This window comes from Odoribacter laneus YIT 12061, from assembly GCF_000243215.1.
GTDB classification, from domain to species: Bacteria; Bacteroidota; Bacteroidia; order Bacteroidales; family Marinifilaceae; genus Culturomica; species Culturomica lanea.
Window position 1 is genome coordinate 485,144 of the sequence record NZ_JH594596.1, and the last position, 17,777, is coordinate 502,920.

The 17,777-nt window shown below is 41.6% G+C and carries 16 protein-coding genes; 13 read left to right on the forward strand and 3 right to left on the reverse strand.

Going from position 1 to position 17,777, the window contains the following annotated elements; all coding sequences use genetic code 11:
• The first annotated feature begins 19 nt into the window (after window positions 1-19).
• The 12 genes from HMPREF9449_RS02015 to HMPREF9449_RS15720 all read left to right on the forward strand — a co-directional run bounded on the left by HMPREF9449_RS02015 (window position 20) and on the right by HMPREF9449_RS15720 (window position 13,555).
• A complete protein-coding gene (locus tag HMPREF9449_RS02015; protein ID WP_009135559.1) occupies window positions 20-397 on the forward strand; it encodes a hypothetical protein in 378 nt (125 codons plus the stop codon).
• A gap of 35 nt (window positions 398-432) precedes the next feature.
• Window positions 433-858: a hypothetical protein gene (locus HMPREF9449_RS02020; RefSeq protein WP_147640003.1), complete on the forward strand. Its 426-nt coding sequence runs from the start codon at window positions 433-435 to the stop codon at window positions 856-858.
• A gap of 25 nt (window positions 859-883) precedes the next feature.
• Window positions 884-2,110 (forward strand): hypothetical protein, encoded by a 1,227-nt coding sequence (locus HMPREF9449_RS02025; protein WP_147640005.1) that lies wholly within the window; start codon window positions 884-886, stop codon window positions 2,108-2,110.
• A complete protein-coding gene (locus tag HMPREF9449_RS02030; protein ID WP_147640007.1) occupies window positions 2,098-2,445 on the forward strand; it encodes a hypothetical protein in 348 nt (115 codons plus the stop codon). The genes HMPREF9449_RS02025 and HMPREF9449_RS02030 overlap by 13 nt, the downstream gene beginning before the upstream one ends.
• Window positions 2,442-2,996: a type II secretion system protein gene (locus tag HMPREF9449_RS02035; protein ID WP_009135563.1), complete on the forward strand. Its 555-nt coding sequence runs from the start codon at window positions 2,442-2,444 to the stop codon at window positions 2,994-2,996. The genes HMPREF9449_RS02030 and HMPREF9449_RS02035 overlap by 4 nt, the downstream gene beginning before the upstream one ends.
• Window positions 2,997-3,008: 12 nt before the next feature.
• Window positions 3,009-4,055 carry a type II secretion system F family protein gene (locus HMPREF9449_RS02040; RefSeq protein WP_009135564.1) on the forward strand — a complete coding sequence of 349 codons (1,047 nt, stop codon included), beginning with the start codon at window positions 3,009-3,011 and terminating at the stop codon, window positions 4,053-4,055.
• A 115-nt stretch (window positions 4,056-4,170) separates the two neighbouring features.
• The gene (locus tag HMPREF9449_RS02045) at window positions 4,171-7,086 is read left to right on the forward strand and encodes a YD repeat (two copies) (protein WP_009135565.1); all 2,916 of its coding nucleotides are present in this window, start codon (window positions 4,171-4,173) and stop codon (window positions 7,084-7,086) included.
• 11 nt (window positions 7,087-7,097) lie between these two features.
• On the forward strand, window positions 7,098-11,234 hold the full coding sequence (locus HMPREF9449_RS15715) for a DUF6443 domain-containing protein (protein ID WP_009135566.1): 4,137 nt from the start codon (window positions 7,098-7,100) through the stop codon (window positions 11,232-11,234).
• Between the two features lie 9 nt (window positions 11,235-11,243).
• Entirely contained in the window at window positions 11,244-11,558 is a 315-nt protein-coding gene (locus HMPREF9449_RS02055) for a hypothetical protein (protein WP_009135567.1), read from the forward strand.
• Window positions 11,559-11,801: 243 nt separating this feature from the next.
• Window positions 11,802-12,380, forward strand: coding sequence for a hypothetical protein (locus HMPREF9449_RS02060; protein ID WP_040611166.1), 579 nt, complete (start codon window positions 11,802-11,804; stop codon window positions 12,378-12,380).
• A gap of 391 nt (window positions 12,381-12,771) precedes the next feature.
• The gene (locus HMPREF9449_RS02065; RefSeq protein WP_009135569.1) at window positions 12,772-13,122 is read left to right on the forward strand and encodes a hypothetical protein; all 351 of its coding nucleotides are present in this window, start codon (window positions 12,772-12,774) and stop codon (window positions 13,120-13,122) included.
• Window positions 13,123-13,177: 55 nt separating this feature from the next.
• Window positions 13,178-13,555, forward strand: a complete 378-nt coding sequence (locus tag HMPREF9449_RS15720) for a hypothetical protein (protein WP_009135570.1) — start codon at window positions 13,178-13,180, stop codon at window positions 13,553-13,555.
• Window positions 13,556-13,970: 415 nt separating this feature from the next.
• On the opposite strand, the gene tpiA is transcribed toward HMPREF9449_RS15720, so the two are convergent.
• The 3 genes from tpiA to HMPREF9449_RS02085 all read right to left on the reverse strand — a co-directional run bounded on the left by tpiA (window position 13,971) and on the right by HMPREF9449_RS02085 (window position 16,791).
• Window positions 13,971-14,738 (reverse strand): triose-phosphate isomerase, encoded by a 768-nt coding sequence (gene tpiA, locus HMPREF9449_RS02075; protein WP_009135571.1) that lies wholly within the window; start codon window positions 14,736-14,738, stop codon window positions 13,971-13,973.
• A 127-nt stretch (window positions 14,739-14,865) separates the two neighbouring features.
• The gene (locus tag HMPREF9449_RS02080) at window positions 14,866-16,113 is read right to left on the reverse strand and encodes a BT_3928 family protein (RefSeq protein WP_009135572.1); all 1,248 of its coding nucleotides are present in this window, start codon (window positions 16,111-16,113) and stop codon (window positions 14,866-14,868) included.
• Between the two features lie 102 nt (window positions 16,114-16,215).
• Window positions 16,216-16,791, reverse strand: a complete 576-nt coding sequence (locus tag HMPREF9449_RS02085; RefSeq protein ID WP_009135573.1) for a DUF1599 domain-containing protein — start codon at window positions 16,789-16,791, stop codon at window positions 16,216-16,218.
• 114 nt (window positions 16,792-16,905) lie between these two features.
• Here HMPREF9449_RS02085 and folP point away from each other — a divergent pair, with 114 nt between their 5' ends.
• Window positions 16,906-17,748, forward strand: coding sequence for a dihydropteroate synthase (gene folP / locus HMPREF9449_RS02090; protein WP_009135574.1), 843 nt, complete (start codon window positions 16,906-16,908; stop codon window positions 17,746-17,748).
• Window positions 17,749-17,777 lie beyond the last annotated feature (29 nt).

The following is a 17,777-nucleotide window of genomic DNA, read 5'->3' on the forward strand; positions in this document are numbered from 1 at the left end:
GGTTTGAAAAAATAGAGAGATGAAAAAGAAATGCTTGTTGTTAATTTGCCTGGGGATTTGGGCCTGCGAGGATATTTTTGAAAAAGATATCCGTCACAAACAAGTGGACGTACTAGCGCCTCCTTCCGGTTTGGAGACTACTCGTACCACTCTCACCTTTGTATGGAATCCTCTGAAAGGCGCTTCGGATTATCGTTTGATCGTCGTATCGCCTGCTTTTAAATGGATAGAGAGTTATCTGCTCGATACAGTAGTAGAAACCTGTCGTTTTACGTTGGATTTACCGGAAGGCGAATATGAATGGACTGTCAGAGGACTTAATTCTGCCTATGAATCCCGGGATACGATTTCATTTTTCCGGGTTATCTCTCCGGAGGAAGGAGGGACAGAGCCGTGAAAAATAAGAAGTTTACTTTGTTTTTAATTGGAGTTGTGCTACTAGTCTGGGGAATAGTTATCTGGAGGTTATTACTTCCCATGCGGTCTGTACCGGACAAAAAGCTGCGGTCGCTTCCTGCTGTCTCTATGCCGTTTAACGCTACTGACAGCCTTTTGGTAAACTACCCCGATCCTTTTTTAGGAAAACAGCTTTTGGAACAAAAGGAAAAACCGGAAAAGCTTGTAAATCCGGCTACTTTTTTCAAGGATCCGAAGTCGTCAGCTTCTGTAGAGCCCCCCCCTTTTTTGTTTCGCGGGCGGCTTCGGCAGGGAAAAAAGGAATTTGTTCTGTTGGAAGTTGCCGGCTGTCAGAATATAGTGGCTGTTGGCTCTCAAATCGAAGGGTACCGGGTAAAAAAGAGTACCGACGATTCCGTGGTATTGTGGAAAAAACAGAAAAGCTATGTTTTGTATAAATAAAAAACTTTTTTGTCGGCGCATAAGGATGAGTTATTCTGAAAAGACGTGTAAGGCCTCTGTGCTGGCTTCCGTCATGATTGTAGCTGTCTTGATGTTGCTGGTTGTCAGTGGCTTGATATTGGTAAGGGAGCATTACGATTCAGCTTTTTATCGTTTGCAGGAACAAAAGCAGCAACAGATGTGGCTGGATTCCGGTTTTTTGTTTTACTGCCGGGATACGGCCGGACAACTGAGAGATACGGCTGGTTATGTGCTTTTTCCGGAAGATAAGCGTTCCCGGATACGGGTGGAAGCGAAACCTTGGGGTTTGTACGAAGCCGTTACGGTGATGGTGGGGCGGACTTCTTCGGTACGGCTGTTGGGAATGGCACAGTCTGCCCGTCTGCCGGTTCTGTTGTATGCTTGCGACCGGGGAGGAATTTTTTCTTTAGCCGGTCGTACTCAGATAGAAGGAAAGGCATGCCTTCCTGCTGCGGGCGTTAGCTATACGGCCGTACGTTCTGAATTTTTTGACGGGACGCCTTTGCCGGTTTCCCAGATCAGCCGGAGCGGAAAGGAACTGCCTGCTTTGCAGGAAGAGGTAAGACAAAGAGTTACGGATTGCTATCGTCTGGAAGAAGGAGTTGTCTGGACCGCCCCCTTACCGGAATACTGGAAGCAGCCTTTCGGAGAATCTACTCTTATTTTCCCGGTAGGAGGAGAAATAAAAGGGAAATATAGCGGTAACGTGATTCTATACAGTGAAACACCGGTATACCTAGGGGAGGAATGTCGTTTGGATGCTGTATTGATGGTTGCTCCTTCAGTGGTGATCGGTCCCGGTTTTCAAGGGTCTTTGCAGGTGTTTGCCCGGGATACGGTGGTCGTGAGGGAAGGGGCGGAACTGGAATATCCTTCCGGGATTTATTTGTTGTCCGCCAATCCACAAAGACGGGTGGAAATAAAAGAGCATGCCTGGGTAAATGGGTATGTCATTGTGGACGGAGAGAGGAGAATAACGCAGAAAAGGGAAATAAATTACAGACAGGCTCTTACCGCCCGGGTGAGGGGATTGGTATATGTCGATGGGATAGCACAAGTACAAGGCATCATTGCCGGTGCTTTGTATGTAAAGGATAGCTATTATTTTTCTGAAAGCGGGTATTATTCCGGATTGTTGTACAATGCTGTTCTGTTAGAGAATCCGGAGATGATATGGCCTTTTTGGTTAGAAGGCTGCCCGGAAAGGAGGGTGATCCGATGGCTCGAATGAAAAATAGTGTCAAAGCTTCTTCTTTGACGGAAACGATAGTGGCTGCCCTCATCCTATTGATCACTTTTATGGTGACGATGGAGACATTGGGACGGTTGATGGTCAGGGCGGGGATCGAAGGGCGGGAGATCGTTTGTATCTCTGCCTTACAGCAATGTTGCCGGATAAATCGGGACGATTTTCTTTCCGGGCAGCCGGAAATACAGGAATACGAATGGGGTGAATTGCAAATAAAGAGGGAACCTTATGCTTACGGTTTGTATCAGGTGACCTTAAGGGCAAAGATACGGGAAGGAGAAAGAGAGATTGTATTTACTTATCTCAGGGAAGAATGAAAAAGAAAGGAAACTTACAAAAAGAGCTGAAAGCGATGACATTACCGGAATTGTTAATTGTCCTGGTTGTAGGAGGGCTTCTGTTTATCGCTCTTTTTGAAGGTTGGAACACGGTAAGGCGATGTAGTATTGATTTACTGAAAAGAGGAGAGAGAGGCTATACCACTTTTTCCGGTATAGAAAAACTGGACGCTTTGTTTTTCGTTTCCGATAGTATTGTTCCGACAGACCGGACGATTGTTTTTTTTCGAAGAGATTCGGTGGCGGGTGTATTGGACTATTCCCGTTCATCGGTGATTTTCGAATGGCACAGAGGAGGAGAAGCGGTAAAAGATACATTGTTGCGGAATGTACAGGCTGTGGTTCCGGTCGTCTCCGGATACGGTAAATTTCGGAAAGACAGCCTGTATGTAACTTTGAAAGAAGGGAATAAATCCTGGTGTTTGGGGTTTGGAAGGCGACCCTTGGAAGAGGAAGAACGGGTACGGAAATTTGAACTTTTGGAAAAAGAAAAGGAACCCGTCGGTAAAATGCGTTTTCAGGTGGATTAAAATAAGTAACTCATGAAAGATGTGAAATGGAAAGATGTTAAAAAGGAGACTTTTTTCTCAGAGCTGTCTTCTCTTTTGGCTTCTGGTTTGGATTTTAGTCGTTCTTTCCGGCTTTTAACGGAAGGAGAGACGAATAAACGGATTAAATTTGTATTAGAGGAAATCCATCGTTCTGTCATCGGAGGAAATGCACTTTGGCAGAGTCTGGCTCAAAGCGGTCATTTTACACCTTTGGATTACGGCGTGGTGCGTATTGGGGAAGAAACCGGCCAATTAAGCCGTTCCCTTTCCTTCTTGTCGGAGTATTACCGGAAACGAATAGCCCGTCGTCGGATGATTTCCGGAGCAGTCAGTTATCCTTTGATTGTATTGGCAACGGCAGTTATTGTATTGGTGTTTATGATACTGGTGGTCGTGCCGATGTTTGAACAGGTTTACACCCGTATGGGTGGGGATTTACCGGCTATGACCCGTTATATGATTGCTTTTTCTCAGGATTTTCCTGCTTGGCTGACAGGGATGGGGATTGGATTGTTTGCCGGTATTTTGTTTTTTCGTTATTATGGTAAACGTCCTTCCGTACAGCGTGTGACGGCGGCCCTCTTACTTCGGATTCCTCTTGTAGGCAATCTCATTCGCCGGAATTGCCAGGCCCGGTTTTGCAGTTTACTCTGGCTATTATACACTTCCGGAGTTCCCTTGTTGCGGAGTATCGGATTATTGGACGGAATTATTTCTTTTTATCCTTATCGGATGTCTTTTGCGGCTGTGTGTGAAGGCTTGAGGAGGGGGGATTTATTTGCAGCCTGCCTGGGACGTTTCCCTTCCCTTTATGACAGAAAATTAGTCACTCTTTTACAAGTCGGAGAAGAAACCAATCGTTTGGGGGAGATGCTTGCCCGCCAGGGCGAAGAACTGAGTTTGCGTCTCGAGCACGACCTGAAACAGACCGGAAATTTACTGGAGCCCCTGTTGGTTTTGGGGGTAGGAGCACTGGTAGCGGTGGTGTTGATATCGATGTATTTGCCGATGTTTAAGCTTGGTACGACAATTCACTGAGTTCTAACCTTAAATGTATTTGCCTATGAGAATGGAAAATTGAAATTCGGATCCGAACCTGCCGGAGAATGCAGGAAAACAGCTTTATAAAATTTTTAATTTAAAATTTTACACGATGAAAAAAATATCAATCTTCAGCTTTAGTCTAAAAACAATGGGAGTGCTCTGGGGATTTTTAGGAATGGGGATGTCTGGATATGCGCAACCGGAAGAGACCGCTGCTCGTCCTTCTGCGGACGTATGGGAATTTATCAAATATGGAAACGTACCGGTAAATTTATATTCCGGTATGTTAAACCTGACAATACCGCTTTACCAATACAAAGATAAAGATTTTAATGTGCCCGTCACTCTGGGCTATGCTTCCGGCGGATGGCTGCCTAACCGCTTGCAGGGAAGTTTGAGTCCGGGTTGGTATCTTACTGGAGGTGGATGTATCACCCGTCAAATCCGGGGTGTCCCGGATGAAGAAGACGGGGTGGAACGGCGGAGATATACGGAATATTTCCGGGAAAGTACGAACGAGAGTTTGCCGACTTATTTTCAGTATTTCCCTGGGAAGGGGTGTATCCGCACTTATTCCCTTTATCTTTCCCCTTCTTCTTATACCGGATACGATCCGCAGCCCGATATATTCTATTTTAATTTTCTGGGGTATAGCGGATCTTTTCAATTGGGACGAAACAATCAGATTCATGTCTACAATACCAATGTGCCTGCAGGAGAAATTAAAATAAATATCAGGCCCGGCGAACAGTACAGCGATATGAGTGCTTTTTCTATCACTACCGGAGAAGGTACGGTCTATTATTTCGGGGAGTTTCAGGATGAAAATGACGTTGCTACCCGGGAATATACCGAGATCTTAAAACGGTCGGATGCAAGTACCGAAAGGCAGACGACTTCCTGGATGCTTACCCGTATTGTGGCTCCTGACGGACGAGAAATAAAATTCAAATACCGGGAAGGAGGCATACAAATGGATCCGATTTTGACGGCTAATGTGGAGCGGAATAGAGTCAGTTCTCCGTTGACAAGTCTCAATTGGAACGCTTCTTATCAGACAACCTCGGGGAGTAATGAGTTCTTCTTTGAGACGGCCCGCGTATTTCCTTTGATTTTGGAGGAAATGGTGGTTGATAATCAGTTGCGGATAAAATATTTCCATTCGGACCATCCCGGCGATTATTGTCTGGATTCTTTAAAAGTAACAAATCTGAAAACCGGCCGGGAGTTGAAAAAATGCCGTTTTTTTTATCTCTGGAAAGGGAGTACATCCCGATTTCTTCAACAGGTGGAAATTTCCGGAGAGGGAAACTATCGAATGGAATATTACAATGAGGATCAGACACCTCCTTACCGCAGCTTTAGCGTAGACCATTGGGGTTTTTATAACGGCAAATCCGGAGCTTCTTTTAGTTTTTTACCGGAAGTCAGCGTAAATGCCGACTTTGAGGAAACAATCGTCGGAAGTAGCCGCAATCCGGATGCAACTTATGGAGGATTCGGAATGCTGAAAAAGATTACCTATCCAACAGGAGGCTGTTCTGAATTCGACTACCAGGGGAACGATTATGCCCAGGCTGTCCGGCGGGATAAATCCTCTCGTTTTCTGCCCTATTTAAAGCCAGAGAATACGGCTCAGCCCGCCGGAGGAGTACGCGTCTGGAAAATCCGGGATATGACTCCCGAAGGACAGGTGATCAGCCGGGAGTTTACCTATAAAACGGCAAATAATTTGAGTAGTGGTATCCTTTTGAAATATCCCCGTTATTATACACATTACAAAGGAATAAGTACAGACGGGAATTATTATTATCTGCGGGAATGTTCCAGTTACTCCTCTTTACACAATAGTGTATATACGTTGGATGAAGGACATTTGGGATATAGCCGGGTTGTGGAAAAAAGAGAGGATAATTCTACTATTGAATACGAATACAGTGATTATGCGACCTGCCCGGATGATGAGGCCGGAATTGTAAATTATGGGAATGGAGGCGGTTATCAAATTGAACTTTCACTGCGTGATTATGTCAATAATTTGTACAGTAGTCTCAATTCCAGGCATAGGGACAGGGGGAAATTACTCCGGAAAAGAATGAGGGATAGTGCCGGAAAACTGGTTTATCAGGAGACTTATGTTTACGATACAACTCCGCTTCCTTACTTTGAAGATATCAATCTGTGCGGGGATACTTTCCGGAAAACCCGTATTTATACTGCCGATCATTTATTGAGGCAGGAAGTGAAAACCAGTTATTACGGAAATGATTCGGTGGTATCGGCTACTGCTTATGCTTATAATACTTTAGGGGAAAAAATTTCTACGGAGACCAAAGATAGTAGAGGTGTAGTTTACAAAGAGCAAATCCAGTACGTGGGCGATATCATCGCCGGGGACCGGACAAGTGTAGAAACTGCAATGGTCGACCGGAATATTTTGGCTCCTCCTTTGAAAACCGAGAAACGTTTTCGTCCTGAAAACGGCACGGAAAAACTTTTCGGAGGGGAACAAACGGAGTTTGGGTTATTCAATAACCTGATATTGCCGGCTGCTTTCCGCAAAGCTTGTCTCGATCAACCCACTAGCGCTCCTTTGTTTCAGTCCTCTCTTTATACGGATACTGAATTAACTTATGACTTGTACGATAAAAAGGGGAATATTTTACAAACTACGGCAAAGGATGGAAAAAAGACGATTTATATCTGGGGATATGGCGGTTTATACTTGATCGGAAAGGTGGAGAATACAACCTTGGCGAAAGTAAAGGGCATTTCAGGTTTGTCTTCCATAGAAAATGCACCTTTGACCGGAGCTCTTTCGGGTACTCAGGAAACAGAACTCCGGAAATTGTCGGGAGCTTTGGTGACCGCTTATGATTACCTTCCTTACGTCGGTGTGGTTTCCATTACGGATGCTGCTGGTATAAAAGTACAGTACGAATACGATAGCTACGGACGCTTGAAGAATGTAATGGATGGGGAAGGCTGTCTGAAAGAAAACTACGAATATCATGTCCAACAATAAACAGATGCGTCATGAAAAAATTAATTGTTCTTATCGTTTTATTTTGTTGCAGGATCGGTATAGTTTATTCCGATTCGGTCATTTTTTTAGGTGAATTTTACCTGTTTTTTCCGTCTGCACATACTTCTGCCATAGAGCCTAAGATTACGGTCGGATTTGACGATACGTATTGCTCTTTTCAGATTAAAGCCTTTTCGGACTATACGGTGGTGAAAGAAAAATATGAGATCGCCGATACGTGTGTAGCTGCGGAAGAAGATACCCTGTATGTATCTGCCGGAGAAACAGAGCCGGTAATAAATGCTTCAGCCAGATTGCTTTCGGATCCGATTCCGGTGGAACCAGTCGATCCCATAGAACCGGAAAAATTGATCCGTTTTGAATTTGTCAGTTTTGAGGATAGCGGGGGACAAATTAACTCTATTTCCTGTTATTACGAGCATAGTAGCATCAGCTTTAAACCTAATTCTACTGCTGCCGTTATCGAAGGGAATGTGGTCATTCATTATAATACGGTGTACCTGAATGAAAACGGGCAAATACACGCAGACGGAAGTTATACGGAGACCCGTTACGGCCGTACAATGAAATTCTCTTACGCACAGCAACCCCGGGTAGCCTTGGAGGCTGGAAATATACCTGCTGTCCGGTATTTTCCGGAGGGAGCTTCTTCCTGTCGACTGGAAGGTTGTGAAGCAAAAGGAGGAAAGGAAAGTTATTCTTATACCTGGCAGCAGTATACGGCTTCGGGTTGGCAGAATATATTGGGGGCTTATGCAAAAGATTATACCGTCAGTCAACCCGCCGAAAATATGTATTTCCGAAGAATGGTCAGAAGTGGGAGTCAGACAGCTTATAGCAATGTATGTGTCTTGAAAAAAGACGAGTTGGGGAACCGGAATTATATTTTGAAGACGACTGCCTTAAAGAAAGGAGATGCCGATCCGGAGGATTATTATCGTTCTACAGTCACTTATTACGACGGCTTGGGACGGAAAACCCAGGTAATCGGGATAGAAGCCTCTCCGGAGGGCAGCGATTTGATTACGTCTTTTTATTACGATGCTGTGGGAAGGGAAGATGCCCGGACTTATTTACCCTATGCTCTTTCCGGTAATAAAGGAAAATACGATGCTCAGGCATTTAATCATCAGACTTCTTTTTATGACGTTCTGTATCCGGGCGAAGGGACGTATGCTTATGCGGAAAAAGTGTATGAGGCTTCTCCCTTGGATCGGGTGTTGAATGCTTATAATACGGGAAAAATTTTCCGGGAAAAAGATAAAAAGACCACCTATCAGTATACGACAAATACGGCGACAGAAGTTTTCCGTTTTCTCGTCAATAGTGACGGAAGTTTTAAAGTGGAGGGTTATTACCCGGCTCATTCCTTACACAAAACAGTGGTCATAGACGAAGACGGGCATACTTCGGAAAGCTTTACCGATATTTCGGGGAAGGCTATATTGCAGCGGCAAAGGGGAGAAGGGAATGAGAAAGCGGACACTTATTCGGTATACGACGACCGGGGCCGTATAGTGGCTGTTATTTCACCGGAGGGGGCTGCCCTGCTGAGCAGCGGATTGACGGTGAGCCGGACTCATACCGTGGCCAGCCGGTATAGTTATCTTTATACTTATGATAAATACGATCGTCTGATTGGCAGAAAATTGCCCGGGCTGGCAGAAGAATATTCTGTCTATGATAAAGGCGACCGGGTCGCCATGTGGCAGAACGGAAATTTACGGGCTTCTAATCAATGGAAGTTAAATCGATATGATGCTTTGGGACGATTGACGGAAGTAAAACTCATTTCTCATACTTCTACGCGTGCTGCTTTGCAATCTCTTTTTGATGCTGGGAATACTTCCTCCCTTTACCTGGCAAGCGGGGTTTTGTTACAAGAGTGTGCTTATGACAGTTATCATTTGTTATCTCCTTTTCTCTTCTCTTCAAATGATATTTCCCTACCTCTTGTTCCGGACGATGGCTCCGTTATCATAAAAGAAGATGCTCATCAGCTGGCTGTGCCGAAAGGTTTATTAACCTGGGAAAAGTTGGCTATTATGGAGAACGATAATACCGTTTCTCATTATATTGAAAAAGCTTATACATACGATAAAGAAGGACGGATTTTAGAGGTAAAAGAAAAGAATCCGGAAGGATTGATTCATGTGCTGTCTAAAGTATATGATTTCGTCGGTAATGAGATGCAGATTCAGGAACAATCTGCTGTGACTGCCAACGCTACTTCTACTTTATTGACTACAAATACTTACGATCTTCAGGGGAGATTGTTGCGTACGGAGGCTGTTTTAAATGGAGATGGAAAGGGAGAAATGGAGTATGAGTACGATCGCCTGGGGCAACTTTCAAAACGGATTTACGGTCAGGCCGCCTGTACGGAATCCCTTACATATACTCTTCAAGGCTGGTTAAGCAGCCGGACGTCGGTTCCCTTCTCCATGCATCTGCGTTATCAACAACCGGTGCAGAACAGTACGACAGCTGCTTATACGGGAAATATCAGCGAATGGGAATGGACACAGGGAAGCGGGACCCCTTCTACTTACGCCATCGACTACGATGTTTACGGACGCTTTAAAGGAGCTCGTTCCTTTACCGGTAATACTTTGGATAACCGGAACACGGAACAAGGTATCAGCTATGATTTGAACGGAAATATTAAAACATTACAGCGGACCGGGACTACGGCAACTATCGTAGATAATCTGGTGTATACTTATACCGGGAATCAACTGACCGCATTGACCGAAAATGCGGCTCCGGTTTCCGGGGACATCTATATACGGGGGAACACTGCGGCAGGTTCCTATACCTACGATGCGGACGGAAATTTACTGACGGACAGTCGCCAGGGCTTGAATTATCAATATAATTACTTAAATTTGTTGAGACAAGTCACTTCCGGAAACACCTTAAAAGCTGCTTATCGCTATGCTTATAACGGCGTGAAGATTGGTGTAAAAGGGGCGGATAACCGGGGATATGATAACCGGGGGAGTTTTATTTATACCCGTAATGGAAGTTCTTTGACACTGGAAAGTGCTCTTTTCGGAGGAGGACGTATCGTCGCCGGCACGAATGGATATGAAGTCTATTACTACCTGACGGATCATTTAGGGAGCGTACGTGCTGTTGTCGATGCTGGGGGAAACGTCAAGGAACGCAATGATTACTACCTTTTCGGAGCCCGTCAGTTAAAAGGGGATTATCCTCAGCTTACCGTAAACCGTGAGAAATTCAATGGGAAAGAAAGCCAGACGGTCGGAGGACTGGGATTTTTGGATTATGGAGCGAGAATGTACGATGCTGCTTTGGGAAAATGGATGACTTTCGATCCGATGGCAGAGAAAAACTATGCGTTGACCCCCTATCAATATTGCGGCAACAATCCCATCATCCGGATCGATCCGGACGGTATGCTGGACGATTGGTATGCATCAGCTAGCGGAGCCTTGGTATGGCTGGATAGACAGGATAAACAAGTGGTGCTCAACGGAGAGACTTTTTCAAATATCGGGACTTCGGTTTCTGTGGGGCAGATAGATGGCTCTTACATAAACTACTACCAGAATGTGCCTATTTCCATATCTAACGTACCGGTAAGTGCCAGTTCCAGAGTACTGAATAACCCTGCTTTATCGGCTCAGTTGTTGAATAGGAGAAGTCCCCTTTCCCTCAATAGTCAGGTGGGGTTAATGCAATCCGTGGTCAATAAAGGCCGTGAAGATTTCATTCGACATCCCATGACTCAAGGGGTTATTAATGGAGCTGTCTTTCTCATGACGGGTGGCATAGAAGGGATAGGAGCTTTGGCTGGAGGTATTAAAACATTGTTCCGAGGCGGAACAACTGTGTATCGGGCCGTTAGTCAAACTGAAGCTGCGGCTATTAGAAGTAGCGGTCGGTTTGCTTTACAGGAAGGAGGAGTAGAAGTTAAATATTTTGCTAAATCCTTACAAGATGTTAAATGGTATGGAAATACCATTTATAAAGGAGAATATACAATTATAAAAGGAGTAGTTGACAAAAGTGTAAATGTAAATCAGTATTGGTTTCCGAATATTGATATAGGAGCTTATGTCTTCCCACAAGAAATTTTGCCGTTCATTACTCCTCGTTAAAAATAGATTATGTTTACAGAAAAACGCAAATACGATTATTGGGGGGAATTGATTCTAAAAAAGAGCCGCATTTTAAAAGAAGCATGTCGCCCTCAAGAGGATAAAGTCAATTGGTTATTTATGAAAGCAGGTGAGAATTTGTATAGTTTCGTATACAAAATAGAATCACCTTCGGAAGCTATTTATGGAAAACCTTTTAAAGCAAAGTTTGCTTTTACGATGAGTGATAAAATAAGAAAAATCGTAAAAATGAATCAAGTGTATGAAGTATTTAGAGGTCCTGAACCAATAGGAGAAATTATTTTAAAGAGAATAATAGATTAATTTTTAAGAAGGAAACAATAAAGAAGAATATTTTTCACTTAAAAAATGAAGTGTTAAATATATCCTTTAATTGTTTCCTTTCTTTCTTTATTTTCAATTAATTAACAAAATATATGTATAAATTTTTTTAGTATCATTTATGTAGGTAAAAGTAAATTTAAATAAATTAAACTATTATTTTGAAATGTAAATGTAAAGTTTTGTATTTTCATATTATAATTTATGAAAATTAACTTACATAATATGAAAAAATGTTTAATTAACACTTTTAATTTGGGAATTTACCGAAAAAATGAAATTTCTAAATTATTTAAAAAGAGATGGAAGAAATACTATGATTCTCCTCCGTTTTCTTTAAAAGAGAAACGAATTGGAAAAGAGCTAAAAGAGGAAAATTCCAGAGTACTTTTAACTTTTTTCCGGAAACTATTGGATATTTTGATAATTTACAAAGGGGATAAAAAGGAATGTTTGTACAGGGTTTTTACTATTCTGGAGCAAAATCTGGTTTCAGAGATCGGTCGGAAATTATGGTGTGATTTAATTAACTACTGTTATTATGGAATTATAGAGGAATTGCAACATTGTCATCCCGATTTAAAAGAGGAAGAGATTGAATTTGTTTGTTTGATGGGGATCGGTTTATCTATAGAGGAATTGGGATTTCTCTACAATATGTCGAATAAAGGTTCGGTTTATACCAAATCTTATCGTATTCGTAAGCAAATGGGTTTAACCTGTTCGATTGATATATACGTTCGAAAAAAAATAGAAAGTTTAAAGAATACAGCTGAAAATAAATCGGAGAGTATTTTTCCCTAAAAATCTGAGGAAAAGATAAATCAGAAAAAGATAGTCGTATTTTCTTTCTTTTCTTCTGTTTGAGTTTTAATAAATCTCATTTTTAGAGAATGTTTAACAAAAGTCAGATGTCCTCTTTTTATTCCTGTCTCTATGGAGAACTTGTCAGAGGCTGGGGAACTTTCATTTCTTTTTAGACCTCTCTGAATCTATAAACAAAAGCTGATAATATTTTTTATATTTACAGTATTTTAGGTGAAAATTGACATAGAATACAAGAATTCCTTTGAAGTCTTATCGTTTAATAATAGTAGTAAATGAGGAAAATGCTATTTCAGGTTTATAAATTCTTTAAAGAGTGGTGGGGAGAAAGTTTTTTGTCATCTTATAAATTATTAAATTCTCTATAAAAATGAAAAAGAAAGAATTAAGAAAGAGATTGAGAAAATTAGGATTTAGGTGGGATGATTATAATTTGAATGGTGTGTTTTTTTATGTTTATACGGGTTATGTTTTAAAGCATAAGAATGGAAGATGGGAAGTATATTATATTGAAAGAACTATAAGGAATTTGGTAGGGATTTTTGAAAAAGAAGAAGATGCTTGTGATTTTTTTTATAAGTCTTATATACAAGTTTTTGGAAATTCAAAATATAGAAATTCTGCTTTTCAAATTAAGTTTATAGCTTTTCTTCGTGTGTTTAATATAGTATTAGCAGGTGCTGTTATTTTATATTTCGTTTATTCATTTTTTAATGGATGATTTTATGATTTATATAAATTATTACTATTCTAATAAAATAACCTAAGTATAGAGAATGAATAAGAAAATGTTAAAGAAAAAATTGATAGAATATAGGACTTCTGTGTATCATTATAATTTGAAGGGTAATTTTAATTTTGTTTATAAAGGCTTTGTTTTAAATCATAAAAACAATCAGTGGGAAGTTTATTATGCAGAAAAGGGGCATAAATGGTTATTAAATATTTTTGATTCAGAAGAAGAAGCCTGTGACTTTTATTTTGAAAGATTTAGGGTATATTTTAATGATCGATATAAAGATCAGGGTCCCCTTACTGTAAGGGAAAAAACTCGAAATTTTTTTCGACTGTTTTTTTCTATAATCTTTCTGATTGCTGGACTTATCAGTGTGATTATTCTGATTTATATTTCTATAGAAAAGATTTTTTTATGATCTTATTGATGCATATCTGAAATGAAAATGAAGAATTTATTCTGATTTAAGAATTATGAAAAAATAAAATTACTTATCAACGATATTTATGTAGTAGAGGAAAAATCAAAAAAATCTTCTAATTGTCGATGAATTTTAAAAACGAACCGAAAGTGTTTCAACAGATTGAATGGATAAATTTATCTGGTTGTGAGGAGAGATGAAAAGATAGTTGTTCATCGGAGAGGGAGTAGCCGAAGGGTAGGACATGGGAAAATGGGGATGTATTTGGAAAACAGAAGGAAAGACATTTAATAAATAAATCGCTGATTAATGAATTTTCAGTTCTGAGAACAATATTTCCTCGAAAAGACGGTTCATTAGTCAGCGAAGCGTTGATCTGCTCCTCGACAGAAGCAGGGGAGCGCTAGTCGTTTTAGTGTTTAGCGCGGGCGGCTATGATAAGGGAGAAATCTTCGGCTTTCAGAGAAGCTCCGCCGATAAGACCTCCGTCTACATCCGGGTTGGAGAACAATTCGTCGGCATTTTTAGCATTACAGCTTCCTCCGTAAAGGATGGAAGTGTTTTCCGCTATTTCTTTGCCGTATTTTTCAGTCAGGACTTTGCGGATAAAAGCATGCATTTCCTGGGCTTGGGCCGATGTTGCCGTTTTTCCGGTCCCGATGGCCCATACCGGTTCGTATGCCAGGATGATGTGGGAAAATTCTTCCGGAGAAAGTTGGAAGAGTCCGTTTTCCAATTGGGATTTTACTACTTCGAAGTGTTTTCCAGCTTCCCGTTCGGCTAACACTTCTCCGATGCAGAAGATAATCTCCAACTGGTTGGCCAGGGCCTGAGCCACTTTTTTCACCAGTATGGCATCGGTCTCCCCATAATAACTTCTCCTTTCGGAATGTCCCAGAATAACGTGAGTGCTACCCGTAGAAGCTACCATAGCGGCAGATATTTCTCCCGTATAAGCTCCGGAAGCTTCTGTGGCACAGTTTTGAGCAGAAATGGATATAATGGCGGGATCGACGATTTTACTTACTTCAGCCAGATGGATAAAAGGAGTTCCGAGGATAACTTTTACTTCCGGAACCTGTAATGCTTTTACTTTTTCGTTTACTTCTTCAGCCAGCTGAATACCCTCAGGAAGCGTTTTATTCATTTTCCAGTTACCTGCTACAATTTTTTTTCTCATGTCAGTAATTTATTAAATAATTGTTCAAAGTTAATTATACATTCAATATTTTAATTATCTGTAGACAAGGAGTCTATCAAAATGTTCAATAAATCCGTGGACTTATGGTGGTTTAAAAATTCGTTTTTTATTTCCCTCCTCTTTTATACTTCTTCAGGGTATAGAAAGTTAGAAGAAGCAGAAATAATAAACCGAGGGAATAGAGTATATAACGGTTTGTAATATTTTGTTGTTCCGTCAGGCAATAAGCAAGAGGATCTTTTCCTGCCAGATCCTCTACGGCTGGAATGTCGCGATGTCCCCATTTATCGATAATCGTCCCTTTCTTCAGTAAGAGTAGCCCCGGATTCGAACGGATCATGGTTTTTAGTTGTATTTCATCCGTTGTACAAAAATCAAAATGCAGGGGATGAATAGACTGAAGCTGCCGGATTTCCTCCGCACTGGAGGCGGTCAATCCGTAAAACCGATAACCTTTGGCCTGAGCGTAATCAGCCAGTTGATTCAGTTGTTCCAGGGCTTCGGGAACAAGTTTGTCTATTCGGTAAGAAACGACTAAAAAAGTATAGTTGTCGTCCTGTAAAACTTCTTCCGTGATGTCTCCCCACTGGGGATGTTCGATTACAAAATCATGTATGGGGGCTTGATAACCTTTTTGGAGCAGTTGCTGCTCGGAACTATGGAATTCCCAGTTCACTGTATCCTGCCAGGGATAATTTTGCTCGTTAAATTCCCGGATCTCTCCCGTATTTTTATTCTTATAATTCAGTAGAATCCGGTATTCGTCCTGAGGGGCGTCTGCCGGAATTTCCATCCCTGCAGAGATGTTAGAACCAATGGCATAGGGACGGAAATCGATGATAGGGAGGTGGCGGTAGCTATAGCCTTCCACACAACCGATAAAAATGATGGAACCGAATAGCAAGACGGTTTGTTCCAAAAAATTGTAAATCGATTTAAACTGTTTTCTCCGGTAAAAGACCAGATAAGCCATGAAGAAGAGAAAGACATTTTTTCCAAAAGTCTGCCAGTTCGTCAAAGTGAAAGCATCTCCGAAACAGCCGCAATCGGTGACCGGATTCCGGATAGCCAGAATCAGAGTGAGTGGAGTGAAAACCAACATAAACAACCAGGCTCCCCAAGCGGCTCCTTTTATCTTGATATTCAAAAAGAGGCATATACCGATCAAAAATTCCAGGCCGGATAGGAGGAAGGAAAAGAAGAGGGCGGAGGCATTCAGACCTCCCAATCCGAAAGCGTTGAAATACTCGATAAATTTATATTCGGATCCCAGCGGATCGATTCCTTTCACAAAGCCTGAGCCAATAAATACCAGGCCTAAGAGTATCCGGAAAAGGTTGGCAATAAATTTCATAAGTGTATCGTTTTATAGGATGTAGTGTGTCGTTTGAAGTAAGGGTACACTTGCTTCTTTGGATTTCCGTACAGGCTTGCTGTTTCTGTCGGAATATACAGCTCATTTGCCTTTCTTTTCAGGTACAGCTGTTCCCGGATTTTCCTTTTCTATGAGGAGCCGTATCAAAGCAAAGACGGCATAATTGATCATATCGTAATAATTTGCGTCAATTCCTTCGGAAATCCAAGTGTCACCCTGATGGTCTTCAATTTGTTTGGTCCGTTTTATTTTCATCAGAATCAGGTCGGTATAAGAACTGATCCGCATATATCGCCAGGCTTCGTCGTAATCGTGATTTTTATCCAACATCAATTGTTTCGCTTTTTGAAAATAAGAATCGTATAATTCTGTGATTTTCTCCGGAGGTAATTCAACTTCGCTTTTTTGTTCCAATTGAATCAATCCCATAAGGGCGTAATTGACGATGCCGATAAATTCAGAACTAATCCCTTCGTGTATTTTAGAAATGCCTTTTTCTTCTATACAACGAATGCGGTTGGCTTTGATGAATATCTGATCCGTCAGGGAAGTTGGTCGTAAAATCCGCCAGGCCGTCCCGTAATCGTGCATTTTTTTTATAAAAATATCGCGGCATGTATGAATCACGCTATCATATTCTTGTGCTGTGTTCGCCATAAATTTGTCCGATTACATTATGAAATGTAAAAAACTCGTTGTTACTTTGAAAGTGTAAAATTAATAAATAGAATTGATAATCTTTCATTTTCAATTCTCAAATTTAACAGTACTATGTTGAAATTTCCTTTGTTAGGAGGGTGTTCCCTCGATATGACCCGTCCTCAGGTGATGGGTATCTTAAATGTAACGCCGGATTCTTTTTACGATGGAGGAAAATATGTCAGTGAGTTAAAAGTAATCGAACGTATTCATCAAATTGTGGAAGAGGGAGCGGATATTATTGATGTAGGAGCTTATTCGACCCGTCCCGGAGCTGCTTTTGTCGATGAAAAGGAAGAGACGGCCCGCTTGATGCCTGCGGTGGAATTGATCCGGAAATATTATCCGGAAGCTGTTATTTCCATCGATACCTTCCGGGCTGGTGTGGCGGAGGAGGTGAATACCTGTATGGGGCCAGTGATCGTGAACGATATTTCCGGAGGAACGATGGATGAAGAGATGTTCGATTTTGTAGCAGAGGCAGGCATTCCTTATATCTTGATGCATATTCAGGGAACTCCCCAGACGATGCAGAAAAATCCGGTATACCGGGATGTAGTGGAAGAGGTGGGAGCATTTTTTGCCGAACGTATCGATCAGTTAAATCGCAAAGGATTTGACAATCTGATACTGGATCCGGGTTTCGGTTTTGGCAAAACTGTACAGCATAATTTCCAGCTTCTGAACGGAATGGAACGCTATAAGAAGTTCGGATATCCGCTGTTGGTGGGAATTTCCCGGAAAACGACAATATGGAAAACGTTGGGAATTACGCCGGCTGAAGCTTTAAATGGAACGACGGTATTGAATACTATTTCCTTGCTGAAAGGAGCGGATATTTTACGGGTACACGATGTCAAAGAAGCTGTAGAAGCCGTAAAATTAGTCGGCCGGCTGAAAGAAGCTTCAGTTTAAAATTTAGTTATCCAACAACGTAACGTTTT